A 17,862-nucleotide genomic window follows, 5' to 3' on the forward strand; every position below is an offset into this window, starting at 1 on the left:
CTTCGTGCTCCCGGTGCCCCACGTCCCGGATGGGCTCACCATAAGGCCGTTCCAAAACAAGAACAGCAGGACGAAAAGGCACCACAGATCACATACCGGATAATGGCCAGGTCGAGCGGATGAACCGAACCATCAAGGACGCGACCGTCAAGCGCTTCCACTATGACGATCACGATCAACTGCGCCGGCACCTCGCTGACTTCGTCTTAGCCTACAATTTCGCGCGCCGCCTCAAGACCCTCAAGGGTCTCACACCCTATGAGTTCATCTGCAAAATTTGGGCAAAAGAGCCCGAACGGTTCCGACTCGATCCCACCCATCAAACGCCGGGACTAAACATCTAGATGGTGCTTGGGACCAACCTCTAGGGTCCGCTGCGCCGAGGGCAAGGCGGAGGCAATCGATTTAGGCCGGCAGAGGACGTCGCCCGTTGGCCGCGACCGCCGCCCGGTCGGGCGTCCGTGCGCCGGCGTCGCGCGGATGCGGCCCGATCGGCATAATCACCGGGAATGGCGTCGCGCCGAAAGCGAAGGTCCATTTGTAGCCGACCAGCCCGTCCTCGGGCGTCGTGTGCTGATCGTGATGAGCAAGCAATTTGGCGCGCTCGGCCAGTTCCTCCGCCTCGCGCCTGACCATTTCCGCCGTTTCCGGCCGCATCCGCCTGGAGAAGCTGACGAATGTCGCCTCGCGCTGCAGATGCGTGATGGCCCAGCCGATGAAGTTCTTGTTGGTCATCTCGAACAGCGGCCGCAGCGGCCCGTCGAAATTCCACTGGATCGGTGTCTCGACAAGCAGTCTCGCCGACAGGCCGCGACCGAGCGCGACCAGCCCGAGTTCCTCAAGGTCGCGCAGATAGAGGAACATCGATGCCTCGCTCAATCCTTGTGAGCGCATGATGCCTTCGGGGGTGAATTTCTCGGAGAGCATGACGAAAACGAACAGCAGCGCCGGCCGCCCGGCGAGCTTGCGTTCGATTTCCGGCGCGATGTGGTTGGCAGGTCCCGGCCCCCTGGTCATCGAGCCAAGCACATTTTCCAGCTCTACGCCGGCTGCCGCGCAGATCTCCACCAGCCGGTCGAGCTTGCAGTTGCGCTCGTGGAAGATGCGCTTCACCGTCGGCTCGGAAACGCTCATCCGCTCGGCAAGGACGCGGTAGGTGACGCCCTTGGCCTTCAACGTCCGTTTCAACGCTTCGAAGATCAGCCCGTTCATGCGATGCACCTCTTTCGCGTGATTTGGTATCAGCCTTCGGTACTAGTCCCGATAGGTCTTCCGGGAAAGTATCGAAAGGCCTAGCTCTCCGCCATTCATTACAGGAGACCAGCCATGAGGACCCTCATCACTTCGATACTCTTCGCCACCATCGGCGCCGCGATTGCGCCTGCAGCCCAGGCCGGCGAACTCTGGCGCGCCACCGGCCTTGAGCAACCTGAATCGGCGCTCCTCGACGCTGCCGGCAAACGCATCATTGTCTCAAACATCGTCGGCAGCCCCGGCGAAGCCGACGGCAATGGCTATCTGTCGGTCCTGTCGACGGACGGCAAGATGGTCACCCAGCACTGGACCGACGGCATGGACGCGCCCAAGGGCATGGCGATTGCAGGCGGCAAACTCTATGTCGCCGACATCACCCATGTGCGCGTCGTCGATCTTCAAAGCGGCAAGCTCGTCTCGACCATCGACGTGCCGAATGCCGTCTTTCTCAACGACATGACTGCCGATGCATCCGGCAAGGTCTACGTCACCGACATGCTGGCCGACGCGATCTACCGCATCGACGGCGACCGGCCGGAACTGTTCGTCAGGGATGCGGCACTGGCTTCGCCGAACGGCGTCTTCTGCGACGGCGGCCGGCTGATCGTCGCCTCCTGGGGCAAGGGCATCAAGCCCGACTTCAGCACCGCGGAGCCGGGCGGCCTGCTCTCGGTCGATCTCGCCACCAAGGCAATTGCGCCATTGCCCGGTGCCGAAAAGTTCGCCAATCTCGACGGCATCGTCGCCATCAGCGGCAGCATCTACGCCACCGCCTATATGACCGGCACGCTCTACCGCTACAAAGCGGGAGACACGCCGCAGGTGGTTGCGACCTTCAAGCCGGGCAGCGCCGACATCGGCACCGACGGCAGGTCGACAATCTTCGTGCCGCTGATGAACGACGGCGAAGTTGCGGCGTTGAGCCTCGACTAAGCCAGCAGCCAGCTCAGGCAGCGGGCGCAGCTTTCTTCAGCTGCGCCTGCGCGTCCTTGATCGAGGCGGCATAGGTCACCAGCGGCCGCTTGAGGCCGTGGTTGATCAGCATGCGACGTATCTGCGGTGAAGCGCCGGCGATGATGAAGCGCACGCCGGCGCGGCTCCCCTTGTGGGCCGCGCCTTCGATGACGTTGGCCGCCGTCGAATCGAAGAACGGCACCGCTGAACAGTCGAGGATGAAGTTCTTGCGCTGGTCGGCGATGCGGTCCAGTACCGTGCCGACGGTCGAGGCGGCGCCGAAGAAGAAGGCGCCCGAGATGCGGTAGACGACGGTGTCGGCATCGCTCGCCTCGCTGGAATCATAGGCGCTGGCTCGGTCGGCGACGTCTTCCTGCACCAGCGACTGGTCCGCCTCCACTGCGATGCTCTTGGCCATGCGGTCAATGAACAGGATCGAGCCCAGCGCAAAACCGACGACGATGCCTTCGGTCAGGTCGCGGAAGATGACGATCAGGAACGTCGTCATCAGCACCAGCGCATCACCGCGCGAGGCGCGCAGCAAGGTGGCGAAGGCCTGTTTCTCGAACATGTTCCAGCACACCACCGCCAGCACGCCGGCAAGCGCTGCAAGCGGGATGTAGCTGGCCAGTGGTGCCGCCACCAGCATCAACGCAAGCAGGATGGCTGAGTGCATCATACCTGAGACCGGTCCATGCGCGCCGGCCCGCACATTGGTTGCGGTGCGGGCAATGGTGCCGGTGGTGCAGATGCCGCCGAACAAGGCGGAGGCGATATTGGCGAAGCCTTGCGCCACCAGCTCGCAATTGGAGCGGTGCCGCCTGCCGGTCATGCCGTCGGCGACCACGGCCGAGAGCAGCGATTCGATCGCCCCGAGCAGCGCAAAGGCGATGGCGTCCGGCAGCACGTCGATCATCCGGTCGAGGCTGAGCGGCGGAAAGGCGGGCCATTGCAGGCTGCGCGGAATGCCGCCGAAGCGCGTGCCGATCGTCTCGGCCGGCAGGGCGAGCAATGCCACGACGAGTGACGCCAGCCCGATGGCGATCAGCATCGCCGGCCACTTCGGCCGAAATCGCTTCAACAGCGCAATAGTGATGATGGTCAGTGCCGCCACCGAGGTGGCGGCGATGTTGATCGTGCCGGCCGCCTCGCCGATCGCCATCAGCTTCGGCACCAGCGGCCCGGGCTCCTTGCCGGCGAGCTTCAGCCCGAACAGTTCGACGATCTGGCCAGAGAAGATGATAATGGCGATGCCGGCGGTGAAGCCTACGGTCACCGGATAGGGGATGAACTTGATGTAGGTGCCAAGCCGGAGATAGCCGATGGCAAGCAGGAAAACGCCGGCCATCATCGTCGCCAGCAGCAAGCCATCGACGCCGACCCGCGCCACCGTCGCCGCCACCAGCACGATGAAGGCGCCGGCCGGGCCGCCGATCTGGAAACGGCTGCCGCCCAGCGCCGAGACCAGGAAGCCGCCGATGATCGAGGTGTAAAGCCCGCGCTCCGGCGTCACGCCTGAAGCAATGGCAATTGCCATCGACAGCGGCAGCGCCACAATGGCGACGGTCAGCCCGGCGATGGCATCGGCCTTGAAGTGCTCGAGCGTGTAGCCCTCGCGCAGCACCGTCACCAGCTTCGGCGTGAACAGTTCGGAAAATGTCGGCCGCGCTGGTTGATGCACTGCCCGCCGGGTCTGATCCATCGAGTGCCTTCCGCATGAAACCAAGGAGGCGGCGGGATCGTCGGCAAGACTGTCGGCGGTCGCCGTCGCGACTTGGAGCGGCGTGCGTCCAAATGGGCGCACAGGTACGCTCCAATACTTTTGAACCGCGCATCGGACTATCCGAAAATCGATCTCGATTTCCGCCGATGCGGCAGTACCGTCAGCCTTGCGGGTTCTGCGGCGTGACAGGCCTGAGGCGAACACCCCTGCCGCCACGCTCGCTCGCCTGGTTCTCGCCGATCAGCTCGACCCCGGCCTCTTCAAGTGCCTGGATGACCTTCATCAGCGTATCGACCACGCCCCGGACCACGCCGTCGCTCGCTTCCATGCGCTGGATGGTTGGAAGCGAAACCCCGGCGCGCTCGGCGAGCGTCTTCTGGTCGATGCCGGCCAGCGCCCTCGCGGCACGCATCTGCGCGGCAGTGATCATCGGCCAAAACCCCCGTCTGAGTCTGCAATGTCACGTATAATACCTTTGTTATAATGGTTCAAGCATCATCCTGCACATGTGAGACATGCACCACTCTTTGCCAGCCGATACGCTATCATGCTACAGACTCGGGATCGTTTGGCGGCCCTGCGATCCCGATTTCACAGGCAACGACTTCAACAGGATAAGCGGGTGAAGATATTCAAACCGTTGACGACATCGACAGCCTTGCTGTCGATGGTTTTCCTGCTGGCAGGCTGCGGCCATGGCCTGATTAACAGGCTGATTTGACCGCAAATTGACTTACTGAGTCAGGTGCCATCGGCCCGCCCGAGCCATCGCTGCAGGAACCGTGCCGCCAGCCAGCACAGCATCGCCCAGGCAAAGCCGGCGCACCAGCCGGCCAGCACGTCGGATGGCCAGTGGACGCCGAGATAGATACGGCTGATGCCGACGAGCACCGCCGTCAGCACCGCCAGCCCAAGCACGTAGATTTTCGTTGTCCGCCCGGGCAAAAACCGCGCCGCCATGCTGCCCAGCGTCAAATATGTCACCGCCGACAGCATGGCGTGGCCGCTCGGAAACGAAAGCGATGCCACGTCGGCGAGATGCGAGACCAGATCGGGGCGCGGCCGGTCGATGTCGAATTTCAGCACGCTTGACAGGACCTGGCCGCCCGCCACCGCGACGAACATGAGAAGCGCCGCGCCTGGCCTGCGGATGAGGAGCAGATAGACGATCATTGCCGCAGTGATCAGTACCAGCACGCTGGCGCTGCCGAGGCTGGTGATGTCGCGCATCGCCCCTTCCAGCCATGCCGGTCCGATCGGATTGTCGGGTTGGCCGGCTTTGCGGAAGGCGAGCAGGATTTCGGTGTCGAAGGCATGCGGCGTGGTCGCCCGCGCCATTTCCATCAGCTCTTCGAACCCCCACAGCCCGCCGGCAATGATCAGCCCAGCCAGCAGGACCGGGAACTCCAGCCAGTTGCGCAGCCTGCTTGCAGTGTTCTTCATCGGCCCGATCGCAGTTACAGCTTTTGCAGATAGGGCCCGAGCGTTATCAGCGCCACAGCTGCGACGGCGAGCACGATGCCGGTCGCCTGCAAGGCATTGACGCGCTCGCCGAAGAAGACCAGCGCCACCACGTTGACCGACACCAGCTGGATCACCGCCGACAGGCTGAACGACACCGACATGCCGAATTCACGGATCAGCCTCAGCATGATCAGATTGCCCAGCGAATAGAGCGCCAGCGTCAGCACCATCTTGCCGAGGCTCGGCGCCAGTCCCCATTGCTTCGCCGCCGTCGCCGCCAGCAGAAAGATCACTGTCGAAACGCCGAGCTGCCCCAGTCCCCAGAAACTCACTTTTTGTTCCTCTCGATGCGGTCCTTCCGCGCCTGCCGCAGCTCTTGTTTCCGAAGCGCCGGTCGCGGTCAAGCGGGGCCGATCACGGACGCGAAATCTGAAGCTGGAAATTGACCGGCAACGTCATCAAACTGTGATCTGCCGGCGATAGGCGGTCAGTCAAGCGCCACGCTCCAGCCATCCCAAGAAGCCAGAGGCAAGCCCCCATGACTGAACATCGCTCCCCCGACGCCCGATTCCGCACCAGCCAGCTCGAGGAAAACAACGGCCCGGCCATCAATCCCTCCGACAACCGCACCATGGGCGAGATCATCGCCGCGCGGTTCTCGCGCCGCGGCTTCCTCAAGGGCTCGCTTGCCGTCTCGGCCATAGCGGCAACCGTCAGCCCGCTGGCGCTGATCACCGCCGACAACGCCCGCGCCGCCGAAGGCTCTGCCTTCGCTTTCGACGAGCTTGAAGCCGGCATCGACGATAAGCATCACGTCGCACCAGGCTACGACGCCGATGTTCTGCTGCGCTGGGGCGATCCGCTTTTCCCCGATTCGCCGGAATTCGATCCGACAAAACAGTCGGCGGAGGCCCAGGCCAGACAATTCGGCTACAACAACGACTATGTCGGCTATATCCCGATCGACGGCTCGGCCGAGCACGGCCTGCTGGTGGTCAATCACGAATACACCAATCCGCATCTGATGTTTCCGGGCCTCGTCACCATCGTCGACGGCAAAGCCAAGCAGACGGCCCTCAGCAAAGAACAAGTCGACGTCGAGATGGCCGCGCATGGCGGCACCATTGTCGAGATCCGCAAAGAAGCCGGCAAATGGCAGGTCGTGGGCGACGGCAAGCTCAACCGACGCATTACCTCCAACACCGATATCGCGCTGTCCGGCCCCGTCGCCGGCCACGACCGCGTCAAGACCAGCGCCGACCCGAGCGGCACGAAAATCATTGGCACCATCAACAACTGCGCCGGCGGCGTCACGCCGTGGGGCACCTATGTCATGGCCGAGGAGAACATCCACGGCTATTTCTCTGGCGAGCTGCCGCAGGGCCACAAGGAAGCGGCCAATTACAAGCGCCTCGGCATTCCCGAAGGCGCCTATGAATGGGCTGCGCATCACGACCGCTTCGACATCGGCAAGGAGCCGAACGAGCCGAACCGCTTCGGCTGGATCGTCGAGGTCGATGTCCAGGATCCGACTTCGGTGCCGAGGAAGCGCACCGCGATGGGCCGCTTCAAGCATGAGGGCGCAGAATCGATCGTCGCCAAGGATGGCCGTGTCGTCTTCTATCTCGGCGACGACGAGCGCTTCGATTATGTCTATAAGTTCGTCACCACCGGCAAGTTCAACCCGAACGAGCGCGCCGCCAACATGAATTTGCTCGACGACGGCACCTTGCATGTCGCCAAGTTCGCCGAGAACGGTTCGGTCGAATGGCTGCCGATCGTCTTCGGCCAGGGTCCGCTGACGGCGGAGAACGGCTTTGCCGGCCAGGCCGACGTGCTGATCGAGACGCGCCGCGCCGCCGACCTGCTCGGCGCCACCAAGATGGACCGCCCGGAAGACATCCAGCCCAATGCCGCCAACGGCAAGGTCTATGTCATGCTGACCAATAATTCGAAGCGAAAGGCCGATCAGGTCGACGCCGCCAACCCGCGCGCCGAAAACGCCTTTGGCCATATCATCGAGATCGTCGAGGATGGCGGCGATTTCACTGCGACAAAGGGCAAGTGGGAAATCCTGCTGAAGTGCGGCGACCCCGCTGTGGCCGAAGTCGGCGCCACCTTCTCGACCGCAACCACCGCCAATGGCTGGTTCGGCATGCCGGACAATTGCGCGGTCGATTCGGCCGGCCGCCTCTGGGTCGCCACCGACGGCCAGGGTCCGAAGGCCACGGGCCGCACTGACGGTCTGTGGGCGGTGGATACGGAAGGACCGGCGCGGGCGACCTCGAAACTGTTCTTCCGTGTGCCGATCGGAGCCGAAATGTGCGGCCCGTTATTTGCGCCGGACGACCAGACCGCCTTCGTTGCCGTCCAGCATCCGGGCGACGGCGGCGAGGACTGGGAGGCGTTCGGCCGTCCGTCCTACTATGAGGACCTGTCGACGCGCTGGCCCGACTTCAAGCCGGAGATGCCGGTGCGCCCAGCGGTCGTTGCCATCACCAAGCAAGGCGGCGGTAAGATCGCGGTCTGATACGCAGCAAGGCCTTGCAGTCTCAAGGAAGGATTTCGGTGATACGAAATCCTTCCTTTTCCGATGCGCAGGATGCATCCATGCTGCCATTGTGCGCCTGACGGATTATTCGGCGCGCTGAACCACGGCTACGTTCATCATGCTTCGCAACCTGAAGCCAATCGACTCGTATAATCTTATGGCCGTAGCGTTGCTGGCATAGGCGTGGAGATATGGAACCTCGCCGCGCGCTACTATCTGATTTGCCACGAATAGGGACAGCAGCTTGCCCAGGCCACCGCCCCGAAATTCCGGATGTGAGCACACCCCGCTGAGTTCGGTATAGCCAGGTTGCTTCATGCGCTCGCCGGCCATGGCCGCAAGTCTGCCCTCAATTTTCACACCCCAAAAATCGCCCAGGCTCAAGGCTTCGAGCGTGAATGGGCCTGGCTTGGTGACCAGTGCCAAGGCGAGCATCTCAGCTGCATCGTGTCGCGTCAGACGTTGCACGCGCTGGTCGGAGACGACTTGCAACGGCTGCTCGGCAATCATCTGAACCCCGGCCGCGGCAGACGTTGCACAAAGCCCCGCGGGCAGAGCAATGGCGTCGGCCTGAAGCAGGATCACACTCTCACCTGAGGAGACAAGCTTTTCGAGCGCCTGCAGGCTTTCCGGGTCGTCCGCGGCGGTGGTGGCGAAAGGAACAATCGACGGCCGATATCGTCTGGCGAGGTTGTCACCTTGCGCGAAGACCTGATGCCGCGTCCGAAGCGCGCTCCAGATAGGGCGGTCAAGCAGGTGTCTCATTGCACCGCACCCTCCGGCTCTTTTAATCGACGGTCGAGAGGAGCCGCTGCGAGGCCGTCCTCGATGGCGGTCAGCTGATCAAGAAGCGGCCCCGAAAGATCTGCGCACAAATCCGCGACGGCGTTCTCGATGCGCGGCCAGACGTCGCGCTTTGCGACATCGACCAGCCGCCGACCGTCCCCCGAGAGGGAGACGATCCTGCGCCGCTGGTCATCGTTCGACTGATTGACCTCGAGCAATCCCAATTCGGCCAGAAGCGACACGCTCCGCGTTACACCTGGCTGCGCGATCCCAAGGGATTGCGCCAGTTCCCCGACAGGCAGCGGGCCCAGCCTGTCGAGCGCGGCTAGCAGCGGGTATTGGCTCGCCTGAACCGGGACGTCCAGCCGGTCGAGCAGGCGCTGCGCATCCGCTTGCAGTTGCTCGCCTATACGCTTCAACCTGCTGCCCAGGCACAGGAAGCCAAGCGATCGTATGACGTCTTCCATAGGTCAGCCCATCGCATGCAGAAATCAATAACATTGTATATAACAGTGCATGGAAATCAAGCGCCGCGTTGCAAGGCTTGCCTTCAAGCGGTCCACTGCGTCTAGGAGCTGACCTATACCGCTTTTCCGCCTGGAAACGTTGCTCGAAATGCTGGGGCTGCTTTGCCTGGCAAGGCCAGTCGATCAGTTGCGCAGCCGGTAGCCGGTCCTGAAGATCCAGGCGACGATTGCTATGCAGACGAGCAGGAAGATCACCGTCATGCCGAGGCTGACGCCGACCGAGACGTCGGACTTGCCGTAGAAGCTCCAGCGGAACCCACTGACCAGGTAGACGACCGGGTTGAACAGCGTCACCGTGCGCCAGATGCCGGGCAGCATGTTGATCGAATAGAAGCTGCCGCCGAGGAAGGTCAGCGGCGTGATGATCAGCAGCGGCACCAGCTGCAGCTGCTCGAAACTCTTCGCCCAGATGCCGATGATGAAGCCGAACAGGCTGAAGGTCACCGCCGTGAGCACTAGGAAGGCGAGCATCCAGAACGGATGCTCGATCGTCAGCGGCACGAACAGCGAGGCCGTCGCCAGGATGATCAAGCCAAGCACGATCGACTTTGTCGCAGCACCGCCGACATAGGCGATGACAATCTCCAGATAGGACACCGGCGCCGACAGCAATTCGTAGATCGAGCCGACGAATTTCGGAAAATAGATGGCGAAAGAGGCGTTGGAGATCGACTGCGTCAGCAGCGACAGCATGATCAGCCCCGGCACGATGAAGGCGCCGTAGCTGATGCCGTCGATCTCGGTGATGCGTGAACCGATGGCCGAACCGAAGACGACGAAATAGAGCGACGTCGAAATGACCGGCGAAACGATGCTCTGCAGCACCGTGCGAAGGGCGCGCGCCATCTCCACCCGATAGATCGCCCATACTGCATGAAGATTCATGGCCGCGCGCAGGTTCATGCCTGTTTCCTCACCAGATTGACGAAGATCTCCTCGAGCGAGCTGTTTTCCGTGTCGATGTCGCGGAACTGGATACCGGCCGCCTCGAGCTCGCGGATCAGCGAGGCGACGCCCGGCCGTTCGCTCTGGTTGTCATAAGTATAAGTCAGCTGTCCGCCATCCGGCGAAAGCTCCAGCGCATAGCGCGAAAATGCGTCGGGAACGGTGGCCAGCGGACTGCGCAGTTCCAGCACAAGCCGTTTGCGGCCAAGCTTGCGCATCAACTCGGCCTTGTCCTCGACCAGCACGATCTCGCCGCGGTTGATCACGCCGACGCGGTCGGCCATCGCCTCGGCTTCCTCGATGTAATGCGTGGTCAGGATGATGGTGACGCCGTCCTCGCGCAGCCGGCGCACCATCGCCCACATGTCCTTGCGCAGCTCGACATCGACGCCTGCTGTCGGTTCGTCGAGGAACAGGATGCGCGGCTCGTGCGACAGCGCCTTGGCGATCATCAGCCGGCGCTTCATGCCGCCGGACAGCGTGATCGCCTTTGCGTCCTTCTTGTCCCACAGCGAGAGATCCCGCAGCACCTTCTCGACAAAGGCGGGGTTCGCCGGCTTGCCGAACAGGCCGCGGCTGTAATTGACCGTCGCCCACACGCTCTCGAAGGCGTCGATGGTCAGTTCCTGCGGCACCAGCCCGATCAGGCCGCGCGCGGCGCGGTAGTCGCGGTTGATGTCATGGCCGTCGACCGTGACGCTGCCCGACGAGCGATTGACGATGCCGCAGACGATCGAGATCAGCGTCGTCTTGCCGGCGCCGTTCGGCCCGAGCAGCGCAAATATCTCGCCGCGCACGATATCGAGATTGATCTCCTTCAACGCCTTGAAGCCGGTGGCATAGGTCTTGGTGACCCCGGAAATCGAAATGATCGGCTGCATGGCTGAAAACGGCTGCTTGAAACAGAGTTGTTGATTTAATCCGCTGAATGTCGGTGCGCAAATCCGGATGTCAATGGCGCTCCTGACAGTTCTGGACACCGAGGTTCGCCGGAATAGGCAACACTTGCTTGGTCGTCCAGCCAAATTCCACGCAAAAGCAGATTAAACGGCACTGCGGCGTTCCGCCTCGCGGCGGGACGCCGCTTTGACCGTCCGGCGCATCCAGCCTATCCTTCTACAAGCAAGCAGCAGCCGGAGCCGCCATGGACCCGCTCATCCTGTCGCGCATACAGTTCGGCGCGAACATCTCGTTTCATATCCTGTTTCCGGCGATCACCATCGCGCTCGGTTGGGTGCTGCTGTTCTTCAAGCTCCGCTATAACGCGACGGGCGATTCCGCCTGGATGCGCGCCTATTTCACCTGGGTGAAGGTGTTCGCGCTGTCCTTCGCCATGGGCGTCGTTTCCGGCGTCACAATGAGCTTCCAGTTCGGCACCAACTGGCCGGGTTACATGGAGACGGTCGGCAACATCGCCGGCCCGCTGCTGGCTTACGAGATCCTGACCGCCTTCTTCCTCGAGGCAGCATTCCTCGGCATCATGCTGTTCGGCTTCCGTCGCGTCTCAAACCGCGTCCACACGCTGGCGACGGTGCTGGTGGCCGGCGGCACCACCCTATCTGCCTTCTGGATCATCGCGCTCAATTCGTGGATGCAGACGCCGGCCGGCTTCGAAATGCGCGATGGTGTTGCGCACGCTACCGACTGGTGGGCCATTATCTTCAACCCATCCATGCCCTACCGGCTCGTCCACATGCTGCTTGCTTCGGGGCTGACCGTCTCCTTTCTCATCGCCGGCCTGTCGGCGCTGCGCTATCTCTACGGCGATCGCTCGGAATCGATGTGGAAGGCGCTGCGCACTGGCGTCTTCGCCGCCGCGATCCTGATCCCGATCCAGATCTTTGCCGGCGACCAGCACGGCCTCAACACGCTGGAGCATCAGCCGCAGAAGATCGCCGCCATGGAGGCCAACTGGAATACTGGCCCCAACGTACCGCTGGTGCTCTTTGCGCTTCCCGACGAAGCGGCCAAGGAGAACAGGTTCGAGCTCACCATTCCCGACGGCGCCAGCCTCATCCTCAGGCACAGCGCCGGCGGCGTCGTGCCGGGGCTGAACGACTATGCCGGCAACCACCCCCCGGTGTTTCCTGTGTTCTGGGGCTTTCGCATCATGGTCGGCACCGGCCTCTTGATGCTCGTCGTCTCCTGGTCGGCGGCCTTCTTCCTCAAGCGTCGCCACAGTCTGCCTAAGCCGCTGGCGCTTGTCATGGTGCCGATGGCGCTGTCTGGCTGGTTGGCGACGCTGGCCGGCTGGTACACCACTGAGATCGGCCGCCAGCCCTGGCTGGTCACCGGCGTGCTGCGTACCGCCGATGCTGTCGGCCCGGTCGCCGGCAGCCATGTCGCGCTGTCGCTTGCGGTCTATCTCATCCTCTACTTGCTGCTGCTGATCGCCTATCTAGGCGTCTTGGTGCATCTGGCGCTGAAGGCGGCGAAGGAGGGTGACACCTCGCCGCTGCCGGGCGTCATGAACAGGCCGCTGTCGCAGCCGGTTGCGCAACCAGGAGAAACATCATGAGCTTCGACTGGCCGACCCTGTTGCCTTTGATCTTCGCCGGCCTGATGGGCCTCGCCATCCTGATCTACGTCATCCTCGACGGCTTCGATCTCGGCATCGGCATCCTGTTCGCCGCAGCCGAAGATACCGAGCAGGATACAATGATCGCCGCCATCGGCCCGTTCTGGGACGCCAACGAGACCTGGCTGGTGCTGGCCGTCGGCCTGCTGCTGGTCGCCTTCCCGCTGGCGCACGGCACCATCCTGACCGCGCTCTATATTCCTGTCTTCGTGCTGCTGGTCGGCTTGATCCTGCGCGGCGTTGCCTTCGATTTCCGCGCCAAGGTGCCGGCCGGCAGGAAGCATCGCTGGAACCGCATCTTCTTCCTCGGCTCGGTCATCGCTTCGCTGGCGCAAGGCTATATGCTCGGCGTCTATGTGCTCGGCCTCGACGTCGGCCCTGGCGGCATCGCCTTCGGCACGCTGGTGGCACTCTGCCTTGCCGCCGCCTATGCGGCGATGGGCGCGGCCTGGGTCATCTACAAGACGGAAGGCGACTTGCAGAAGAAGGCGGTGCTGTGGCTGCGCACGGCGTTGGTGCTGGCCGCGCTCGGCATGGTTGCGGTATCGCTGGCCACGCCCTTTGCCAGCGCGCGCATCTTCGACAAATGGTTCGTCTGGCCGGCCATGCTCTATTTGTCGCCGTTGCCAATCCTGTCGGCAGTGCTGTTCCTGTGGCTGTGGCGCCAGACTTTTCATCTGCCGAAGCCCGACGACCGCCACGCGCTGCTCCCGTTCCTGACATTGGCCGCGATCTTCACGCTCGGCTTTGCCGGGCTCGCCTGGTCGTTCTACCCCTTCGTGGTGCCCGACCGGCTGACCATCTGGCAGGCTGCTTCGGCACCCGAAAGCTTGGCCGTCATCCTGGTCGGCACGGTGGTCGTGCTGCCGATCATCATCTTCTATTCGTTCTTTGCCTACCGCGTGTTCGCCGGCAAGGCGACGGACCTGACCTACGATTGACCGGCATCACCAGCGTCGCCTGAAACAGAATATTCATCTTCAAGCGGAATAACCTTCTCTGGCCGGCCCAGCAGTATCGCCGGCAGAAGAAGGGCAATAGAATGACCCCCTTTTTTGCGGCAAGATTCCAGGAAGCGCGCGGCGAGGCCGTCGACATGGTCGACGATCCGAGCAAGCTTGCCTCGCCGCGCGATACGTTCAAGGTGCTGTTGAGCGGCCTCACCGAGGCCGGCGATCCGGCACAGGCGGCGCTCGACCTGCGCAACTACACTCCGGCGGTGCGCGGCGACGAGGCGTTCCTGCTCGAGCGCTATCTCAAAAAGGTGATCGACCGTATCGGCTACGTCTACTGGCAGGAGATCCCGGACGATCCGAAGAGCAACACCCCCTTCGTCTATTTCGAGCATCCCGCCGGCAACATCGTCATCGGCCCGGTCGAGACTGAGAAGGGCAAGATCTGGCAGTTCACGCCCGAGACGCTCGCCCACATCCGCACGCTCTATGCCGACGTTGAAGACGTGCCGGTGGCGCCGGAATTCGCCGCCTTCGCCAGCACCGACCCGTTTTTCATCGCCCGTGGCCTTGCCCGTCAGATCAGCCCCGGCCTGCTTACCCGCGCCGGTCCGATGGAGCACTGGCAATGGTGGATGCTCGGCCTTGCCGCACTGGCCGGCATCGTCTTCGGCTTCATCGCCAATGCGCTGATTTCCTTGTTTGTACGGAGGACGGACAGCCCGGCTTTTTTCCGCATCGTCGAATGGGCGGTGCGCTCGATCGTGCTTGGCTTCTTCCTGCTGTTGACGCTGCGCCCGCTCGGTCTGCCGCAGGTGGTCGCGGCCCCGGTCAAGGCAATAGCCTGGAGCCTGATCGTGATCGGCGCCGTGCCGGTGGTCTGGCACCTGATCGGCAAGGTCGCCGAACACTATCGCGGACTGTGGCAGGTGCCCGGCTATCACGACACGCTGATTTCGCTGTCCACCGGCGTGGCGCGCGTCGCCGTCCTGGTCGTCGCCTTCCTGCTGTTGGCCGAAGTGCTCGCCATTCCCTACGAAGGCGTCATTGCCGGTCTCGGCATCGGCGGTCTGGCGGTGGCGCTGGCGGCGCAGCCGACGCTGCAAAACTTCCTCTCCGGCCTGACGCTCTATGCCGACCGGCCGGTCAGCGTCGGCGACTTCTGCAAGTTCGGCGACCAGTCCGGCACGATCGAGCATATCGGCATGCGCTCGACGCGCATCCGGTCGCTCGACCGCACGATCATCTCGGTGCCGAACTCGGATTTCGCCGGCATGCAGATCGAGAACTACGCGCATCGCGACCCCACCCGGTTCGCGACGACGCTGCAGCTGCGCTACGAGACCACGCCCGATCAGCTGCGTTACGTCCTGGCCGAGCTGCGCAAGCTGCTGATCGCCCATCCGCGCGTCATCGACGAGCCGTGCCGCGTGCGCTTTGTCGGCTTCGGCGCCTATTCGCTCGATATCGACGTGTTCACCTACGTCAAAACCGCCGACGTGGCCGAATTTCAAGCCATCCGCGAGGACATTCTGCTGTCCATGATCAACATCATGGATGATGCCGGCGCGCAGTTCGCCTTTCCCTCATCGCTGGAATACAGAGCCACCGATCTTCCGGTCGACGACGAAAAACGCATCGCTGCGGAGAAAAGGGTCAGCGATTGGCGCGAGGCGGAAAACCTGCCTTTCCCCGACTTCAGCCAGATCGACAAATTTGCCCTCAACAACACGCTTGCCTACCCGCCTCAGGGCTCGGCGCATTATCGCGAGACAGAGCCCGACCCGGACTCGGCCGAGGCAAAGGCGACGCTGGAGAAAGTGCGCTGGAGCCTGCCCTGGCGCAGGGGGGAGTAGTGCGAAGCGCGGGAACTGCTGATCTCCCCCCTTGAGGGGGAGATGTCGCTGAAAGCGACAGAGGGGGTCGCCGCGCGTGGAGTGCCAACTTCGTCTTCCTCGATATGCCGGACCGCGTCGCGCCAACCGAACCGACCCCCTCTGGCCTGCCGGCCATCTCCCCCTCAAGGGGGGAGATCAGCAGGCCCCGCGCAAAATTCAGCTCTTGTTGGCGGCCAGCACCAGCACCGGCTTTTCGCTGTAGAGGTTGGGAAACAGCCGCTTCAGATTCTCGACCTTGGGCAAATCATTGTAGACGATATAGGGATAGCTCGGGTTGAGCGTCAGGAAGTCCTGATGGTAGTCCTCGGCCGGATAGAAGGCTTTGCCGGTCTCCAGCGTCGTTACGATCGGCTTTGCAAACACCTTGGCCTTGTCGAGCTGGGCGATATAGCTTTCGGCGATCTTTTTCTGCGCGTCATTTTCGGCAAAGATCGTCGAGCGGTATTGGGTGCCGCTGTCCGGCCCTTGGTAGTTCAGTTGCGTCGGATTGTGCGCGATCGAGAAATACACCTGCAGCAGCTGGCCATAGGTGACTTTGGATGGCTCGTAGGTGATCTCGACGGATTCGGCATGGCCCGTCCGGCTGGTGCCGACCATTTCATAGACGGCCGTTTCCTTGTCACCGCCTGTGTAGCCGGACACCGCGCTGGTCACGCCTTTGACGTGCTGGAAGACGCCTTGCACGCCCCAGAAGCAGCCGCCGGCGAAGACCGCCTTTTCGGTGCCGGCGATGGCCTTCTCGTCCAGCGCCGGCGGCGGGATCACCACCGCGTCTTCGGCCGAGACGGCCGGCGTCTGCCAGAACACGGCAGCGGCAGCCGTGAGGATGAGCGCGGCAAGCGCCGCTTTTGCGAAAATCGACGATCGTTTCACGGCTGGTTCTCCGGTCATGTCTGATCTCCCATACTGGTGTTGTGGATTATACGACGGATAGGGCCGCCGGGCTCTCACATTGCTGTGCGCATCGGCGGCCGCCCTGCCTAGTTGCCCGGAGCCATGGCATCGCAGGCCTTGGTCGCTTCGGCCTTCTTCATGGCGTCCGTCTCGGCGGCGGCCTTGTTCATGCAGTCGGCCTTCATCGGATCGCCCGCTTTCATCGGGTCAGCAGCCTTCATCGCGGTCGTGGCCATCGCGTCAGGCGCCATGGCGCCGGCCGGCTTCGTCGCGTCTGTTGCCGGGTTCGTGGCGTTTGTCGCCATGGCATTCGCCGGCTTCATCGCATCTTCGGCCCGCGTCGCGCCTCCGGCGAACAGCGCCGTCGAGCAAAGTGCGAAGGCGAATGCCGGCAGGGTCAGGCGATTGGTCATGGTGGTCTCCTTGAGTTAGATGAGATGTGGGCATGCGCCGCCGCTCCTGCGGCATTGCGCAATCTCTGATGCTAATTCGTAGCGGCAGCGAGAATTGGCCCGCCGCCCGGCAGCTGCACCAGAACGGCGGTGCTGAGGCCGTTCGCGGCAGCCGGCAGCGGCAGCGCGGTGGCCTCGCCGGTCCAGCTGCCGAGCCTGGTCAGCGAATGCACGACATTGGCGTGCGGCAGCGTGCGGCCGGTGTTTTCGCCGCGTGACACCGGCACCTCGACGACGCCTTTGTCGTAACGCACGAGCCAGACGTCGGCCTTGCCGTCCGGCACCGGACCGGCGCCGATGCTGACCTTTCCGCCGGCGAGCGACAGCGAAGGTCCGTCGGCGTGGCCGCCGCTGGCAATCAGCCGGTCGATTTCGCCCGGCATGGCGCCGACGGCATCGGCCTTGCCGTTGACCACCACTTGCGGCGTGAACGGGCCGGAACGGCCGAGCGACGGTTCATAGCGGACCTGGCGCTGCGTGAATTCTTCTCTGCCGAACGTGTCCTTCCAGCCGAGATAATCCCAGTAGGTGACGTTGAAGGACAGCGCCAGCACGCCTGGCCGGTCCTTGACCTTGATCAGATTGGCATTGGCCGGCGGGCAGGACGAGCAGCCCTGGCTGGTAAACAGCTCGACCACGGTCAGCTTCTGAGCGGCGGCCGCGCTTGTTGCCGAAAGCCCAGCTGCCGAAAACAGCATTGCGGCGAGCCCCATCAGGGCCGTGCTGCGTTTCGCTGCCGATCCGGTCATCGCGTTTCTCCTGCGCAGACATCGTTCCATGTCCATGCTTCGCCGCCGCCGCGCGGTTCGTTACAGCATCACCGCTTCGTGATCGTTCGTGGCTCTTTCCTTCTCCACAACGGGAGAAGGGAAGATGATTGCCC

At 63.1% G+C, this 17,862-nt stretch carries 17 protein-coding genes and 1 pseudogene; 6 read left to right on the forward strand and 12 right to left on the reverse strand.

The window, feature by feature from the left end:
• Window positions 1-101: 101 nt before the first annotated feature.
• Window positions 102-344: pseudogene (locus tag NKJ94_RS21355) on the forward strand (integrase core domain-containing protein); the annotation flags it as partial.
• 61 nt (window positions 345-405) lie between these two features.
• On the opposite strand, the gene NKJ94_RS21360 reads toward NKJ94_RS21355, so the two are convergent.
• Window positions 406-1,212 (reverse strand): helix-turn-helix domain-containing protein, encoded by an 807-nt coding sequence (locus tag NKJ94_RS21360; protein WP_352527536.1) that lies wholly within the window; start codon window positions 1,210-1,212, stop codon window positions 406-408.
• Between the two features lie 114 nt (window positions 1,213-1,326).
• Between NKJ94_RS21360 and NKJ94_RS21365 the strand changes: the two genes are divergently transcribed.
• Entirely contained in the window at window positions 1,327-2,187 is an 861-nt protein-coding gene (locus tag NKJ94_RS21365) for an NHL repeat-containing protein (protein WP_352527538.1), read from the forward strand.
• Between the two features lie 13 nt (window positions 2,188-2,200).
• Here the strand turns inward: NKJ94_RS21365 and NKJ94_RS21370 are convergent, their stop codons facing one another.
• The 4 genes from NKJ94_RS21370 to NKJ94_RS21385 form a co-directional block, all read right to left on the reverse strand.
• Window positions 2,201-3,910: a SulP family inorganic anion transporter gene (locus tag NKJ94_RS21370; protein ID WP_352527540.1), complete on the reverse strand. Its 1,710-nt coding sequence runs from the start codon at window positions 3,908-3,910 to the stop codon at window positions 2,201-2,203.
• Window positions 3,911-4,091: 181 nt separating this feature from the next.
• Entirely contained in the window at window positions 4,092-4,361 is a 270-nt protein-coding gene (locus tag NKJ94_RS21375; RefSeq protein ID WP_352527542.1) for a helix-turn-helix domain-containing protein, read from the reverse strand.
• A gap of 311 nt (window positions 4,362-4,672) precedes the next feature.
• A complete protein-coding gene (locus tag NKJ94_RS21380) occupies window positions 4,673-5,374 on the reverse strand; it encodes a phosphatase PAP2 family protein (protein ID WP_352527544.1) in 702 nt (233 codons plus the stop codon).
• A gap of 14 nt (window positions 5,375-5,388) precedes the next feature.
• On the reverse strand, window positions 5,389-5,727 hold the full coding sequence (locus tag NKJ94_RS21385; RefSeq protein WP_352527546.1) for a hypothetical protein: 339 nt from the start codon (window positions 5,725-5,727) through the stop codon (window positions 5,389-5,391).
• A 206-nt stretch (window positions 5,728-5,933) separates the two neighbouring features.
• On the opposite strand from NKJ94_RS21385, the gene NKJ94_RS21390 reads away from it, so the two are divergent.
• Window positions 5,934-7,925 carry a PhoX family protein gene (locus NKJ94_RS21390; RefSeq protein ID WP_352527548.1) on the forward strand — a complete coding sequence of 664 codons (1,992 nt, stop codon included), beginning with the start codon at window positions 5,934-5,936 and terminating at the stop codon, window positions 7,923-7,925.
• 105 nt (window positions 7,926-8,030) lie between these two features.
• Here the strand turns inward: NKJ94_RS21390 and NKJ94_RS21395 are convergent, their stop codons facing one another.
• From NKJ94_RS21395 to NKJ94_RS21410, 4 genes are all read right to left on the reverse strand, one after another.
• Complete coding sequence (locus NKJ94_RS21395) at window positions 8,031-8,711, reverse strand: GNAT family N-acetyltransferase (protein ID WP_352527550.1); 681 nt, start codon at window positions 8,709-8,711, stop codon at window positions 8,031-8,033.
• Complete coding sequence (locus tag NKJ94_RS21400; protein ID WP_352527552.1) at window positions 8,708-9,199, reverse strand: MarR family winged helix-turn-helix transcriptional regulator; 492 nt, start codon at window positions 9,197-9,199, stop codon at window positions 8,708-8,710. Before NKJ94_RS21400 ends, NKJ94_RS21395 begins: the two co-directional genes overlap by 4 nt.
• 183 nt (window positions 9,200-9,382) lie before the next feature.
• On the reverse strand, window positions 9,383-10,144 hold the full coding sequence (locus NKJ94_RS21405; protein ID WP_352527661.1) for an ABC transporter permease: 762 nt from the start codon (window positions 10,142-10,144) through the stop codon (window positions 9,383-9,385).
• 14 nt (window positions 10,145-10,158) lie between these two features.
• Window positions 10,159-11,085, reverse strand: a complete 927-nt coding sequence (locus NKJ94_RS21410) for an ABC transporter ATP-binding protein (protein WP_352527554.1) — start codon at window positions 11,083-11,085, stop codon at window positions 10,159-10,161.
• 263 nt (window positions 11,086-11,348) lie between these two features.
• On the opposite strand from NKJ94_RS21410, the gene NKJ94_RS21415 reads away from it, so the two are divergent.
• The 3 genes from NKJ94_RS21415 to NKJ94_RS21425 all read left to right on the forward strand — a co-directional run bounded on the left by NKJ94_RS21415 (window position 11,349) and on the right by NKJ94_RS21425 (window position 15,591).
• Window positions 11,349-12,722, forward strand: coding sequence for a cytochrome ubiquinol oxidase subunit I (locus tag NKJ94_RS21415; protein WP_352527556.1), 1,374 nt, complete (start codon window positions 11,349-11,351; stop codon window positions 12,720-12,722).
• Window positions 12,719-13,723, forward strand: a complete 1,005-nt coding sequence (locus tag NKJ94_RS21420; protein WP_352527558.1) for a cytochrome d ubiquinol oxidase subunit II — start codon at window positions 12,719-12,721, stop codon at window positions 13,721-13,723. The genes NKJ94_RS21415 and NKJ94_RS21420 overlap by 4 nt, the downstream gene beginning before the upstream one ends.
• 101 nt (window positions 13,724-13,824) lie before the next feature.
• Window positions 13,825-15,591 (forward strand): mechanosensitive ion channel family protein, encoded by a 1,767-nt coding sequence (locus tag NKJ94_RS21425; protein ID WP_352527559.1) that lies wholly within the window; start codon window positions 13,825-13,827, stop codon window positions 15,589-15,591.
• Between the two features lie 198 nt (window positions 15,592-15,789).
• On the opposite strand, the gene msrA is transcribed toward NKJ94_RS21425, so the two are convergent.
• The 3 genes from msrA to NKJ94_RS21440 form a co-directional block, all read right to left on the reverse strand.
• Window positions 15,790-16,524, reverse strand: coding sequence for a peptide-methionine (S)-S-oxide reductase MsrA (gene msrA / locus NKJ94_RS21430; RefSeq protein ID WP_352527561.1), 735 nt, complete (start codon window positions 16,522-16,524; stop codon window positions 15,790-15,792).
• An 89-nt stretch (window positions 16,525-16,613) separates the two neighbouring features.
• Complete coding sequence (locus NKJ94_RS21435; RefSeq protein WP_352527563.1) at window positions 16,614-16,940, reverse strand: hypothetical protein; 327 nt, start codon at window positions 16,938-16,940, stop codon at window positions 16,614-16,616.
• Between the two features lie 71 nt (window positions 16,941-17,011).
• Window positions 17,012-17,728, reverse strand: coding sequence for a DUF1223 domain-containing protein (locus NKJ94_RS21440; RefSeq protein WP_352527565.1), 717 nt, complete (start codon window positions 17,726-17,728; stop codon window positions 17,012-17,014).
• Window positions 17,729-17,862: the final 134 nt, after the last annotated feature.

The organism is Mesorhizobium sp. M0060, from assembly GCF_040323155.1.
Taxonomy (GTDB): domain Bacteria; phylum Pseudomonadota; class Alphaproteobacteria; order Rhizobiales; family Rhizobiaceae; genus Mesorhizobium.